Origin of the sequence: Anaerosalibacter bizertensis (assembly GCF_009696605.1) — a bacterium.
GTDB classification, from domain to species: domain Bacteria; phylum Bacillota; class Clostridia; order Tissierellales; family Sporanaerobacteraceae; genus Anaerosalibacter; species Anaerosalibacter bizertensis.
Genome location: NZ_VULR01000015.1, coordinates 1 through 13,553 on the forward strand (window position 1 = coordinate 1; position 13,553 = coordinate 13,553).

Sequence of the window (13,553 nt, forward strand, 5' to 3'; positions counted from 1 at the left end):
AACAAATACTATATCTTTTGATTTACAAATATTTCTTACATTATTAAATTCCTTTAAAACAAGCTTTTTAAGATCGCCTTTTGATAATTCATCATTAATATTAAAATACTCCGAAATCTTTTCTATTAATCTTTTCTGATATTTAATGATAGACTTTTTCCATACAAATGTGTATCTATTTGCATTTGCCTCTATTTTTGTTCCATCTATGTAAATACTTTTTAAATCAACTTCTCCTTGTTCTATTAACAAATCTATTAATTGTTTTAATATTTCATCCATAAAAGGATAAATTTTATTCCTAAATCTATTAATAGTTACATGATCAGGAGTCTTACTATTGTTTAGAAGCCATCTAAACCGAAGATCATATCTACAAGCATCTTCAATATCTCTAGCTGAATATTTTCTATTTAGATATGCAAAAACTAATACTTTTAACATAGTACGTGGTTCTACAGCCGGCTTTCTACCTTTATGAGAGTAGGCACTAGTTAAAAAACTTAAATTCATCTCCTCAATAATATTGTGCACCAGGAAAACCTCGTCATCCATATCAAAATTATTAGTCAAATCAAAACTAAAAGATAGTTGCATTTTTTTGATTTTTGCTTTATGATTAAATTTAGTATGGTTTTTCATTGCAGATAAATTATACTAAAAAACAGGTCTTAGAGCCAGTGCTCTTTGACCTGTTTTTATTTTATGGGTTGTTTATTTTGAAACAGCCCCTTTTTTATTATTTTATCCTCACTAGTTCACATACTAAAAACTTGGTGGTGTCATAGCCCAAATAGATATACATTTTTCTTCTCCAAGATTTATATATCTATGTCCTACAGTACTATCTAGGTAGATACTATCCCCTTCTTCTAAAATATATTCTTCATATTCTGTTTTAACCATTAGTTTACCTTTTATAACTATTCCACATTCTTCTCCTTCATGGGATATAAGGCCTGCCCTTGAAGAATCTCCTGGGTTTATGGTAATATATAAAAATTCAATCTTCCTATTTAGATCTGGTGTCAACAATTCATAGATAGCATTGGAATCAGAAGTGACTATCCTCTTCCTTTTATCCTTTTTAACTATTGGATTGAATTCTGGAACCCCTTCCTCCTCATCAAAAAAATATCCAATAGATACGTTTAAACTTTTAGATATTTTCCAAAGTGTAGCTACAGAAGGGTTTACAGCGTTCCTTTCAACTTGGCTTATTAGGCCAGCACTAACACCTGAGTTTTTAGAAAGCTCTGCTATACTAATGCCTTTTTCCTTTCTTATTCCTTTAATTTTGGAACCTATATCTATTTCCAAAGCCCTCACTCCTATAAACTATATTGTTAATATTTTACCATACTTCAGAAAAAAAAGATAATGTTATTCAATATATTGATTTTTTATTTATTATATTGAATTTTTCTGTAGTTTCTATTATAATGAAATTAGTTATTCACAATTTTCAAAATAATAATTAATTTAAGGGGGAGCTTTTAAATGGTAGAAAGTACTTTAATCAGCCCTGATAACACCTGGGCATTATGGGCAATACTTACGGGAATTGCAGCTTTAAGTATCTATCTTGAACAAACTTACCCGTGGGCATCTAAGATAACTGGAGCAATTATTGGTCTTGTTATAGCTATGGCTCTTGCGAATTTTAAAATCATACCTACTGATGCACCAACCTATGATATGGTATGGGATTATGTAGTACCTTTAGCCCTACCTATGCTTTTATTTAATGCAAATATTAAAAAGATTTGGAAAGAAAGTGGCAGGATGGTAGTCATATTTTCAGAAAGAACTTTAACCATCCTTTAATTGATGAATTGGAACGTGTAGGAGAAGATGAGGAAGCCAAAACCAGAGCAGCAGCATACTGGGATAAAAAAGAAATATCCCTTAAAGACATTGCTTTCACAATAGGTATATCTTTTATAATAGTGGCTATTTCAGATGCATTGGCTGGATTTTTAGGTAGTGTTATTCCTACTAATAATTTTGGATTATCATTACTTAATGGCCTTCTAGGTAACAAATATCTAATTATCACTACTCTAACTATGATTCTTGCAACTTATCTACCAGACTTCTTTGGGAATATTAATGGTGCTCAGGAAATCGGTACCTTTTTAATCTACATTTTCTTTGTAGTTATTGGAGTACCAGCTTCTATACATCTTATCATCACAAAATCGCCGTTGTTGTTATTATTCTGTGCTATAATGGTCATCGTTAATATGCTATTTATCTTATTTATAGGAAAACTATTCAAATTCAATTTAGAAGAAATTTTAATAGCTTCAAACTCTAATATTGGTGGCCCTACTACTGCTGCAGCAATGGCTATTGCAAAGGGATGGACTCCACTAGTACTACCAGCTATTTTAGCAGGAACTTTAGGATATATAATTGGAAATTATTTTGGAATATTCATTGGAAATTTATTAAGCATCTTATAGATTAGTAGGGAGGGACCAAAAATGATTTTTGACTGTCATGGAGATATTTGGACAGATGTTACTGTTCAAAGAGATAATGGAATGAAGGATGTTATAAAGAATAGACATTTAAATAGATTCAATAGTGGAAATATCATAGGTGGAATATTTGTGTTGTGGATAGACCCACCCCATGATAAGAATCCTAAAAAGAGATTAGTAGAAATGATTTCAGCAACTTCTACAGAGATTATGGGAAATCAAGATATTTTAAGAATAATCCTAGGAAAAGGAGATTTTGATAAAGCATTAGAGGAAAAAAAATTAGCTGTTATAATTGGGCTAGAAGGTTTAAGTGGCATTGGGGATAATATAGATCTTTTAAATGCCCTATATATGTTTGGAGTAAGACATGCCTCCCTTACTTGGAATGAGGAAAATCTGTTGGCTACAGGTGTAAGAGGAAATCCTGAAAGAGGTGTTACAGCCTTAGGAGAAAAAGCTATTCATTTAATGGAAAAGCTGGGAATCATAATAGATGTCTCCCATGCCAATGATAAAACTTTCTGGGATGTATATGAAAAGACTACTAAACCTTTCATAGCTTCCCACTCCAACTGTAGAGCCCTTTGTAATGTAAAAAGGAATCTTTCTGATGAACAACTAAAAGCTATTAGTGAAAGAGGCGGCCTTGTTGGACTAAATTCCTTCAATGAATTTGTCCATTTAGATAAGGATAAACAGGATTTAAAACATTTAGTAGACCATTTAGACCATATGGTGGATATCATGGGTATAGACCATATTTGCTTTGGATTTGATTTCTTTGATTTTCTTGAAAACAATACAACTGATGATTTCGTAGAAGGGGATACCATAGGGACTAAAGACTTTGAAAACGCTTCTAAAACCCATAACCTAATTGCTGAAATGAAAAAAAGAGGATATAGTGAAGAAGATATTGAAAAAGTATCTTATAAAAACTTTTATAGAATTATTGAAGAGTTGTTATAGAAATATAGCCGAAGGATTTTATCCTTCGGTTACTTTATTGTGGATAAGTCTAGAATATGGACTAAAGTTATCAACAGTTTCCATAGGGTTATCAATCAATACTGCAGAGTACCCTATTTCCATCAAAAATAGCCTCATGTATTCCATCTACTTCACAAATTTCACAAAAAAGCATACTGGAATTAAAGTATTTCTTTATATCTAGTATAAAATGTATTTCCATTGTACTATATTCTTCTTCATCTTCTTCAACTTCGTTGTTTACAATGTCTATATTTTTTATAATTACATCATGTTTTCCTAACATAGTTCCTATTTCACCAATAAGTCCAGGCCTATTAACACCTGTAATCTTTAGTACTTTATATTTCTTTTTAGCTATCTTTTTTTCAAAAGAACTTAAACTCATTAAAGTGAATAGAACAATAATAGAGGTCAACAATCCTCCAAGATAGTAACCATTGCCAATGGCTAGACCTATACCTGCACAGGTCCACAAGCTAGCAGCAGTAGTTAAACCTTGTATATTGCTACCTGTCTTAATTATAGTTCCAGCTCCTAAAAATCCCATACCACTTATTACTTGGGCTGCTAATCTTGCCGAATCCCCTGTTCTCAATCCTGTTTCAGCATCGATAAATCCATTTATAGATACTAACATCATTAGAGCTGAACTGACACTTACTAGAATATGGGTTCTAAGACCTGCTGGCCTATTATTTACTTCCCTTTCAACTCCAATTAAACCGCCAATTAAAGCCGATAAAACAAGCCTTATTATTATTTCTTTATAACTAGTCATATATAATCACCTTAAATATTTTTTTACTTCTTTGCTTATTATATCCCATAAAGTTTATAACGTTCCACTGTTCGTTATATTTTTAACATTATCTTAACTATTATTTTTCCTTTGCTTCTCTGCCTACTACTTTTATCCTATTTATTTCCTTTCATATTATCATCATTATTAATATATGACAATAGATAAGTATGCTTTATTTTTTTAATTTGAAACATTATAAAAAATAACAGACTTGGCTCCATGGAAATTGGAGCCAAGTCTGTTTAGGGATATTTATTCACTTTAACATAACTATTTTATTTGAAAAAGTTTATGTCTGGATTTTTTCCGTCCAATATATTTTTAACTCTCCATCCTATTATCACAGATGCCCCCTTTATTATTCTAATGTATAAGCTAAATCGAAGCCTGTTTGTGTTGCATTAGAAATTTTTCCTGGTCTACTTGCATCTCCTAAAATCCTTATATTATTGAAGTTTTCTTCTAGCTCTTGTACAAATTGACTATTTGCTACACTTCCTACCCCCAATGAAAGTACTACATAGTCTGCTTCCATAGCTATTTTTTCGTTATTGAAAGTATTTAACACATATGCTCTCTCTTTATCTATTCCAACTAATTGTCTTCTAGGAATCATTTCTACACCATATTTTTTAAGTCTAGTAGTTATATCGTATAGTACTGATCCATGGACACCAGGACCTATTTCTTTTACCATCTCTACTACTGTTACTTCGTTACCTTTTTCAGCTAAGTATTCTGCTGTTTCTAGTCCTGTCATTCCAGAACCTACTACTAATATCTTCTTATTCTTTACGTCCATTTCCTTATCCAATACATCTGTAGCCAATACTACATTTTCTCCATGTACTCCTGGGAGTTCTGGTACTATACTGTTTCCACCCATTGCTACAAATATTGAATATGGATCTAGAGCTTTTATATCTTCTATAGTAGGTGCTGTGCCTAGCCTTATATCTACACCAAGTTGTCTAATTTGGTATTCCATATTGTCTACTAAATTTTGTAATCTTTCTTTACAAGGTGGTTTACTTCCTAGATATACGCTGCCACCTAGATTTTCTTTCTTTTCAAATAATACTACTTTATATTCTCTTTCAGCTAATACCCTAGCAGCTTCCATTCCTGCTGGTCCTCCACCTATAACTACTACCCTTCTTCCATTGCCATCTTTTTTATAGTCTGTATATTCCACTTCATATCCTAGTCTAGGATTTACAGCACATTCTACTGCTTTTCCATTCATTAATTGCTCTATACAGTGTAGACAAGCTATACAAGGCCTTATTTCTTTTTCTCTACCTTCCATAGCTTTCTTGCCCCATTGAGGATCTGCCAATTGTCCCCTACCTACAGCTACAAAGTCACAGTTTCCTTCTTCTAATAGCTTTTCTGCAAATTCTGGAGTTTTAATGGCATTACAAGCGATTACTGGAATTTTTACATTGTCTTTTATACCTTGGGCTAAATGTTTCTTCCAACCTTCTTTATAGGATATTGGCTCAATAATTGTTACGGCTGATTCATAGGTTCCTGAACTTACATTTATAGCATCTACCCCTATACTTTCTAAGTATCTAGCCATTTTTATAGCTTCTTCATGGGTTATTCCACCTTCAACAAATTCATCTCCATCTATTCTCACACTTATTGGGAATTTTGGTCCACAAATATGTTTTATTCCTAGAATGATTTCTGTTACAAATCTCATCCTATTGTTGAAGCTTCCACCATATTTATCAGTCCTTCTATTTGTAAGTGGACTCATGAATTGGCCTATTAAATACCCATGGGCACCATGGAGTTCAACTCCATCTATTCCTGCTGTCTGTGCTATCTTTGCCCCTATAACAAATTTCTTTACAAGGCCTTCTACTTCTTCAGTAGTCATTTCTCTTGGTTCTTCCCCTATAGTCTTACATGTTATAGGGCTTGGTGCTGCTATCTGTCTTCCATCAATAAGCCTACTATGGGATTGTCTTCCTGGATGGTGAAGTTGTAAAAATATCTTTGTATCATGTCTATGGACTGCCCTTGCCAATCTTTCTAGTCTAGGTACATGCTTACCTTCTATGGCACATAATTGGTTTAGAGTTCCAACCCCTGTTTCATTGTCGATTCTAGTGATCTCTGTAATTATTAGACCACAACCACCTTTTGCTCTTTCTTCATAGTATTTAATTATTTCATCTGATGCTTCTCCTGTTGATGTAGCTAATGAAGTCCCCATTGCTGGCATTACTATTCTGTTTTTAAGCCTTAACTGTCCTATTCTTCCACTTGTGAAAAGCTTTTCATACTCCATAAAATAAGCCCCCTCGTTAGTTATTTAACTTTCTATCTATAACTTTATCTTAAATAGGAATAGGTTACTATATATGAAAAATACAATTTTAAGTGGTTTTTTTGTGCACATTGCACTATAATATTATTAAGAGGTGATGTTAATGACCATTAAACTCCGTCAAATATATAACAGCCTTATAAATTATTCTCCTACAATATTTTCTAAAAATAGTGAAGACCAAATATTATTTGAAACAGAACTACTGACAAATAATATAGGGACTATTGAAAAGAATATATTATATGTAGGGAAAGCTTCTTTGTTTAATAAAAAGTTAGGAGAAATTTCTGAAGGGAATTTTTTAATTGAAAAGGATGAGGAAATTAAGGATGATTTTATAGGAAAGGATTTAAATATTATTGTTATTCCACCAGTACAAGATTTAAATCTATTGTTCCATGAAGTAAAAAATCTATTTGTGAAAGATTTTATAATCCTTGATAGCTCAGCTATACTATTAGATGCCCTTATAAAGAATAGAGGGGTTAAGTATATAGTAAATGTTGGTTCTGAAATATTGGACAACCCTGTTATATTGATAGATACTGGATATAAAATACTGGCCCATTCAGATATGGAAATGATAACGGAACCTTTCTGGATTAGGAATATAAATATGGGTTATTGTTCCTATGAATTTATTTCAGAGGTTAAAAAGATTAGAGCTGTTCAAAAATCACCTAATTCTAATGAACCCTTCCAGGTTATTTGTTCAGGTAGCCCTATTAGAAAACTAGTTAGCAAGGTACTAATAGATAGTAATGTTGTAGGCTATGTAATAGCCCTTGAATGTAATGAAAAATTTAATGACAATACCTATAGGATTGTAAAACTTTTAAGCAATGTAGTATCTGAAGAATTGAAAAAGAATGATGTATATAGGAATCTTAATGGAATAATGTATGAGAATTTAATTGTAGATTTAATAGAGGGAAATGTAAAGGATAATAAGACTTTAGATGAACGTATGAAATCTGCTCAATGTAATTTTGGACATAATCTACAGCTATTGATTATAGATATTTCTAACTACAATTCTACTAACAACCCTGCCAATTTTTTAAAACAATCTTTAGATAATATACTCCCTAACCATAAATCTTTATTTTATAAAAACAATATTTTAATCCTCTTAGATTTTAAAGATGATTCTAGTTTAAGTGATAAAGCTCAGGAAAGTTTAAAGAATTTTATAAAAGAAAATAATATTATCTTATGGGTAAGTGATATTTTTGAAAATATATTAGAAATAGGCCATTTCTATAGGCAAGGAATAGATACTTTGAAGTTGATTTACGATTTAGATTTGGAAGGAAATGTATTCTTCTATGAAGACCTTAAATTCTATCATCTTCTCAATAAAACTGGATTAGATAAAGAACTTCTAAACTTTTGCAATGATGGATTATTTAAGATTATTCAATATGATGAAGATAACAATACTGAATACTATAAAACTTTGAAAACCTACATAGAAGAAGATAGGAATGCAGTCCAATCTGCCAATAAATTGTTCATCCATAGGAATACTATGAACTATAGGCTGGATAAAATAAGGAAGATAGGAAATTTAAACTTAGATAATGGAGAAGAAATCTTTAAAATCACTATGTCTATAAAAATATTAGAATATCTTTTAAGTGTAGAGAATCTAAAACTTCCTATTCTATATAAATATTAATATGGTATAATAATAATAAAATATAAGGGAGAAGGGAGTATAGTAAGTAGCTATGACAAATGAAGAGTTTCAACAAATAGTACTGAAGAAATTAGAGACCCTTGAGACAGGACAGGAAAGCCTTGCAATAGGCCAAAAGAATCTTGAAGAAAGACAGAAAGCTCTCGAAGATAGACAGAAAAACCTTGAAACAGGACAAAAAGCTCTTGAGGATAGGCAGAAAAATCTTGAAATAGGACAGGAAGAAATTAAAAAAGATTTAAAAGCTGTAATAGAACAAACTGCTAATCTCACAGAATTTAGAGAAGAAATCAATGAAAAGATAGATACATTAATAGAAGATTTAAATACTGTAGAAATTGTTACATCTAAAAATTGGAATGATATAGCAAAACTGAAATCAGTAAAATAGAACCTTTAACAGGTTCTATTTTTTTATTTAAATAAAATATACTTTTATTTAGTAAAATTATTATAAGTATACTAATATTGGGTATAAGATAATATTAGTAGAGGAGGATTTTATATGAGCAAACTTTTTTCAAGTGCTAAAATTAAAAATTTAGAATTGAAAAACCGTATAGTAATGGCTCCAATGTGTATGGTCGCTTCTGATGATAAAGGCTATGTTAAGGATTGGCATGAAATCCACTATGGTTCTAGAGCTATTGGAGGTACTGGTCTTATAATATTGGAAGCCACAGCAGTAGAAAGTAGGGGTAGAATAAAAAATGGAGATTTAGGGATTTGGGATGATTCACATATAGAAGGGCTATCTAGAATAGTTAAAACTTCTAAAGCTTTTGGTGCAAAAGTTGGAATCCAATTAGCCCATGCTGGAAGGAAATGTGAAATAAAATCTGAAAAAATCATTGCTCCATCACCTATAGCTTTTGATGGTAGCTATTCTACGCCTGAAGAAATGACTAAAGATGACATAAAAGTTGTAATAAACGCCTTTAAAGAAGGTGCTAGAAGGGCTAATGAAGCTGGATTCGATACTATTGAAATTCATGGTGCCCACGGATATTTAATTAATGAATTTTTATCACCTCTTACTAATAAAAGGAAAGATGACTATGGTGGAAGTCTAGAAAATAGGACTAGATTTTTAAGAGAAATAATACAGGAAATAAATACAGTATGGCCTGAAGATAAACCTATCATATTAAGGGTCTCTGGTGAAGAATACGTTAACGATGGAAATCATCCAGAAGATTTAGTAGATATTATAAATTTAGTAAAAGATGAAGGTATAGATATAATAAATGTAAGCTCTGGAGCTGTTGTTCATGCTAATATCGACGCATATCCTGGCTACCAAGTTCCTTTTGCAGAAACTATTAAAAAGGGTACTGGATTACCAGTTATAGCTGGTGGTTTAATTACAGAACCAGAAATGGCTGAAGAAATACTCAAAAATAACAGGGCAGATTTTATATTTTTAGGTAGGGAATTACTTAGAAATCCCTATTGGCCATTGGAAGCAGCCAATAAATTAAAGGAAGATATAGAATGGCCTCACTCCTATAGAAGATCTAAAATTTAATAAATACTAAAACTAAAAAGGGACTGTTTCTTCAGTCCCTTTTTAGTATTTATTTTTTTATTTCTTTTGTTTTTATCTCCAATTCACTAGTATATTCAGAAAATTATGTTATAATGGTATATTATATTCTTTTATACATTAAAGTTAAGAATCATTAAAGTGATAAGCCGTAGATTTTAATCTTAAAACATAATTTAATATACAAAGGAGAGTTGCTATGAAACAGGTATATAATTTTTCCGCAGGCCCTGCTATATTGCCAGAAGCCGTGCTAAAAAAAGCTCAAGAAGAGATGTTGTGCTATAAAGATACAGGAATATCTGTAATGGAAATGAGCCATAGGTCCAAAGAATTTAAAGATATTATTCTAGAAGCAGAGAATCTTTTAAGAGAATTGATGGATATTCCTTCAAATTATAAAGTACTCTTTTTACAAGGTGGGGCTTCTAGCCAATTTGCTATGGTTCCACTGAATTTATTTAGAAAGTCTTGTAAGGCAGACTATGTGAACACAGGAAGATGGTCACAGAAGGCAATTGAAGAGGCTAAAAGATATGGGAAAGTAAGAATAGTTGCCTCTTCTAAAAAGGAGAATTTTAATCATATTCCAAGCTTAGACCCTTCTTCTTTTGATGAAGGTGCAGACTATTTCTACATTACAACAAACAATACTATCTATGGAACAAGATATACTACATTGCCTGATACTAAGGATGTACCATTGGTAGCAGATATGTCTTCCAATATTTTATCAGAGCCTTGTGATGTATCTAATTTTGGAGTTATCTTTGCAGGAGCTCAGAAAAATATAGGCCCTGCAGGTCTAACAGTTGTCATCATCCGAGATGATTTAATTGGACAAGCTATGGATATTACACCTAATATGTTTAACTATAAGATTCATGTAGATGCTAATTCTATGTACAATACTCCTCCTACATATAGTATATATATTGCTAAATTAGTATTTCAATGGATTAAAGAGCAAGGTGGATTGGAAGCCATAGCTGAGAAAAATAGAGAAAAAGCCAAACTTCTCTATGACTATATAGATAGTTCTTCACTATTTAAAGGAACTGTAAATAAAAAAGACCGTTCACTAATGAATGTTACATTTGTTCTACCTACTAAAGAACTAGATGCAGCTTTCGTTGAAGAAGCAGCTAAAGAAGGACTTATGAATTTAAAAGGCCATAGAAGTGTAGGTGGAATGCGAGCAAGTATTTACAATGCTATGCCTATAGAAGGGGTTCAGGCATTGGTAAGTTTTATGAAAGCATTTGAAGAAAAAAATATATAAATTTATATAGTAGATAGGGTGATATTAATGTATAAAATACAGGTATTTAATAAGATTTCCCAAAAGGGATTAGAACTTTTGGGAAAAGATAAATATATTCTAGGAACAGATATACAGGAGCCAGATGGTATTTTAGTAAGGAGTCAAGAACTAAAAAATATGGACTTACCCAGTTCTTTAAAAGCTATTGCAAGGGCTGGTGTAGGTGTCAACAATATCCCAATAGATAGTTGTTCTGAAAAGGGTATTATAGTATTCAATACTCCAGGAGCAAATGCCAATGCAGTTAAAGAGTTGACTATCTGCGGACTCCTATTGGCTTCTAGGAAAATCATCGAAGGAATTGAATGGACAAATTCCCTTTCTAATGAAGATGGACCAATTGATAAGAAAGTAGAACAAGGAAAAAAGGCCTTTAAAGGCGGTGAAATAAAAGGTAAAAGATTGGGGGTTATTGGTTTAGGGGCTATTGGTGTATTGGTAGCCAATGCTGCCCACTCCTTAGACATGGAAGTTCTAGGCTACGACCCTTTTATGTCAATCGACTCAGCTTGGAATCTTTCCAGAGGTGTTGATAAGGCTGAAACTTTACAAGAACTATTGGAGAAATCTGACTTTATCACTATCCATGTACCATTATTAGAACAAACAAAGTATATGATTGGACGAGAAGAATTTTCTCTAATGAAGAAAGGGGTTAAACTATTAAACTTTTCAAGAAATGAATTAATAGATGTAGTAGCTCTTAAAGAAGCTATTGAAGAAGGTATTGTAGATAAGTATGTTACAGATTTTCCTGAAGAAGAAATATTGGGAATGGATGAAGTCCTTTGTGTACCCCATTTAGGGGCTTCCACTGCTGAGTCTGAGGAAAACTGTGCTATAATGGCTGTTAATGAGCTAAAAGACTATTTGGAAAATGGGAATATTAGAAACTCTGTTAACTATCCAGAATGTGTGATGCCAAGGAGAAGCCCTTCCTATCGTATTTCAATAGTCAACCACAATATTCCCAATATGGTAGGCCAGATAACTACACTATTGGCTGATGCCCATATTAATATTGATAATTTATTGAATAAGAGTAAAGGTAAATATGCATATACTTTGCTAGATGTTGCAGAACAACCAACAAAGGAAATTATAGATAGTATAGAAAATATTGAAGGTATTATTAGGGTTAGAGTTTTGTAATTTATTGTAGAGGAGAGATATGATTGACAATATTAAAAACTTTTTCAGCATTTCGACCTAAGCCAGATATTGTTTCTAAGGTAGCAGCATTGCCCTATGATGTTATGAATAAAGAAGAAGCAAAGGACAGTGTGAAAAATAATCCTTATTCTTTTTTAAATATTGATAAACCTGAAATATATTTTGACGATAGTGAAAAACATGATAAAAATGAAATCTATGAACATGCAAGAAAATATCTAGACAGGATGATTGAGGAAGGTATCTATGAACAAGATTCTACCCCTTCCTTGTACCTATATAAGCTAACAATGGGGAAACACTCCCAAATAGGGGTTGTAGGTTGTGTCCCTATTGACGCTTATATTGACAATGATATTAAAAAACATGAATTAACAAGAGCAGACAAGGAACAGGATAGGATCAACCATGTAGATACATGTAATGCCCATACTGGACCTATTTTTCTAACATATAATAAAGAGTTCACTATTGATGAAATAATTGAGGAATATATTGAAAAAATTCAATCTGCCTTTGAGAAAGTACCTAATTTATATATTGCTGATGGTCACCATAGAGCAGCTGCAGCAGTAAAGGTAGGGCTACAGAGGCGAAGGAAAAACCCTAATTATACAGGAGAAGAAGAGTTTAATTATTTCTTAGCCGTTCTTTTCCCTGACAAACAACTTAAGATTTTAGACTATAATAGGGTTGTAAAAGATTTAAATGGACTGACTAAAGAAAGGTTTCTATCTGCCATTGAACCTTATTTTACTGTGAATATTTGGGATGAAAAAGAGCCTTATACCCCTGAAACCCCTCATTCCTTTGGAATGTATCTGGAAAATCAATGGTATATTCTTAAAGCTAAGGAAGAGATAATAGATAGGTCTAATCCTCTTTTCTCTTTAGATGTGTTTATTTTGCAGAAGTATCTATTGTCTCCTATTTTAGGAATAGAAGATCCTAGAACAGATGAACGCATTGATTTCATAGGTGGTATTCGAGGTTTAAAAGAAATAGAGTATAGGGTAGATACTGATATGAAGGTAGGTTTTTCACTATATCCTACTACTATTGAAGAATTGATGACATTGGCAGATTTAAATAAAACCATGCCTCCAAAATCCACTTGGTTTGAACCAAAGTTAAGGAGCGGTATTTTTATACATAGATTATAAATACCATATTA

General features: G+C 32.0%; 13 protein-coding genes. 9 read left to right on the top strand and 4 right to left on the bottom strand.

The window, feature by feature from the left end; genetic code table 11:
• Together FYJ27_RS09985 and FYJ27_RS09990 are read right to left on the bottom strand one after the other, a co-directional pair.
• A partial coding sequence (locus FYJ27_RS09985; protein WP_195839120.1) for a transposase occupies positions 1 to 534 on the bottom strand: 534 nt, incomplete at its 3' end.
• Positions 535 to 765: 231 nt separating this feature from the next.
• Complete coding sequence (locus FYJ27_RS09990; protein WP_154484706.1) at positions 766 to 1,320, bottom strand: cupin domain-containing protein; 555 nt, start codon at positions 1,318 to 1,320, stop codon at positions 766 to 768.
• Between the two features lie 180 nt (positions 1,321 to 1,500).
• Between FYJ27_RS09990 and FYJ27_RS12795 the strand changes: the two genes are divergently transcribed.
• The 3 genes from FYJ27_RS12795 to FYJ27_RS10000 are packed head-to-tail and all read left to right on the top strand — an operon-like array spanning position 1,501 to position 3,461.
• A complete protein-coding gene (locus FYJ27_RS12795) occupies positions 1,501 to 1,827 on the top strand; it encodes a DUF819 family protein (protein ID WP_229775531.1) in 327 nt (108 codons plus the stop codon).
• Positions 1,767 to 2,468, top strand: coding sequence for a DUF819 family protein (locus FYJ27_RS09995; RefSeq protein ID WP_229775532.1), 702 nt, complete (start codon positions 1,767 to 1,769; stop codon positions 2,466 to 2,468). The genes FYJ27_RS12795 and FYJ27_RS09995 overlap by 61 nt, the downstream gene beginning before the upstream one ends.
• A gap of 21 nt (positions 2,469 to 2,489) precedes the next feature.
• Positions 2,490 to 3,461 (top strand): dipeptidase, encoded by a 972-nt coding sequence (locus tag FYJ27_RS10000; RefSeq protein ID WP_154484707.1) that lies wholly within the window; start codon positions 2,490 to 2,492, stop codon positions 3,459 to 3,461.
• Positions 3,462 to 3,552: 91 nt separating this feature from the next.
• Here the strand turns inward: FYJ27_RS10000 and FYJ27_RS10005 are convergent, their stop codons facing one another.
• Both FYJ27_RS10005 and FYJ27_RS10010 read right to left on the bottom strand, forming a co-directional pair.
• Positions 3,553 to 4,263 (bottom strand): MgtC/SapB family protein, encoded by a 711-nt coding sequence (locus tag FYJ27_RS10005; RefSeq protein WP_154484708.1) that lies wholly within the window; start codon positions 4,261 to 4,263, stop codon positions 3,553 to 3,555.
• 382 nt (positions 4,264 to 4,645) lie between these two features.
• A complete protein-coding gene (locus tag FYJ27_RS10010) occupies positions 4,646 to 6,592 on the bottom strand; it encodes an NAD(P)/FAD-dependent oxidoreductase (protein WP_154484709.1) in 1,947 nt (648 codons plus the stop codon).
• Positions 6,593 to 6,734: 142 nt separating this feature from the next.
• Here FYJ27_RS10010 and FYJ27_RS10015 point away from each other — a divergent pair, with 142 nt between their 5' ends.
• The 6 genes from FYJ27_RS10015 (at position 6,735) to FYJ27_RS10040 (ending at position 13,542) form a co-directional block, all read left to right on the top strand.
• A complete protein-coding gene (locus tag FYJ27_RS10015; RefSeq protein WP_195839121.1) occupies positions 6,735 to 8,315 on the top strand; it encodes a PucR family transcriptional regulator in 1,581 nt (526 codons plus the stop codon).
• A gap of 52 nt (positions 8,316 to 8,367) precedes the next feature.
• On the top strand, positions 8,368 to 8,727 hold the full coding sequence (locus FYJ27_RS10020) for a hypothetical protein (RefSeq protein WP_154484711.1): 360 nt from the start codon (positions 8,368 to 8,370) through the stop codon (positions 8,725 to 8,727).
• A 114-nt stretch (positions 8,728 to 8,841) separates the two neighbouring features.
• A complete protein-coding gene (gene namA, locus FYJ27_RS10025; RefSeq protein WP_154484712.1) occupies positions 8,842 to 9,864 on the top strand; it encodes an NADPH dehydrogenase NamA in 1,023 nt (340 codons plus the stop codon).
• 217 nt (positions 9,865 to 10,081) lie between these two features.
• Positions 10,082 to 11,164, top strand: coding sequence for a 3-phosphoserine/phosphohydroxythreonine transaminase (serC, locus tag FYJ27_RS10030; protein WP_154484713.1), 1,083 nt, complete (start codon positions 10,082 to 10,084; stop codon positions 11,162 to 11,164).
• A 27-nt stretch (positions 11,165 to 11,191) separates the two neighbouring features.
• Positions 11,192 to 12,358, top strand: a complete 1,167-nt coding sequence (locus tag FYJ27_RS10035) for a phosphoglycerate dehydrogenase (RefSeq protein WP_154484714.1) — start codon at positions 11,192 to 11,194, stop codon at positions 12,356 to 12,358.
• Between the two features lie 23 nt (positions 12,359 to 12,381).
• Complete coding sequence (locus tag FYJ27_RS10040; protein WP_154484715.1) at positions 12,382 to 13,542, top strand: DUF1015 domain-containing protein; 1,161 nt, start codon at positions 12,382 to 12,384, stop codon at positions 13,540 to 13,542.
• Positions 13,543 to 13,553: the final 11 nt, after the last annotated feature.

What these genes read in the sequence shown, in the direction of transcription:
- FYJ27_RS10010 (WP_154484709.1), bottom strand. Translation starts at nt 6,592, where the DNA reads ATGGAGTATGAAAAGCTTTTCACAAGTGGAAGAATAGGACAGTTAAGG.
- FYJ27_RS10005 (WP_154484708.1), bottom strand. Translation starts at nt 4,263, where the DNA reads ATGACTAGTTATAAAGAAATAATAATAAGGCTTGTTTTATCGGCTTTA.
- FYJ27_RS10035 (WP_154484714.1), top strand. Translation starts at nt 11,192, where the DNA reads ATGTATAAAATACAGGTATTTAATAAGATTTCCCAAAAGGGATTAGAA.
- FYJ27_RS12795 (WP_229775531.1), top strand. Translation starts at nt 1,501, where the DNA reads ATGGTAGAAAGTACTTTAATCAGCCCTGATAACACCTGGGCATTATGG.
- FYJ27_RS10020 (WP_154484711.1), top strand. Translation starts at nt 8,368, where the DNA reads ATGACAAATGAAGAGTTTCAACAAATAGTACTGAAGAAATTAGAGACC.
- FYJ27_RS10015 (WP_195839121.1), top strand. Translation starts at nt 6,735, where the DNA reads ATGACCATTAAACTCCGTCAAATATATAACAGCCTTATAAATTATTCT.
- namA (WP_154484712.1), top strand. Translation starts at nt 8,842, where the DNA reads ATGAGCAAACTTTTTTCAAGTGCTAAAATTAAAAATTTAGAATTGAAA.
- FYJ27_RS10000 (WP_154484707.1), top strand. Translation starts at nt 2,490, where the DNA reads ATGATTTTTGACTGTCATGGAGATATTTGGACAGATGTTACTGTTCAA.
- serC (WP_154484713.1), top strand. Translation starts at nt 10,082, where the DNA reads ATGAAACAGGTATATAATTTTTCCGCAGGCCCTGCTATATTGCCAGAA.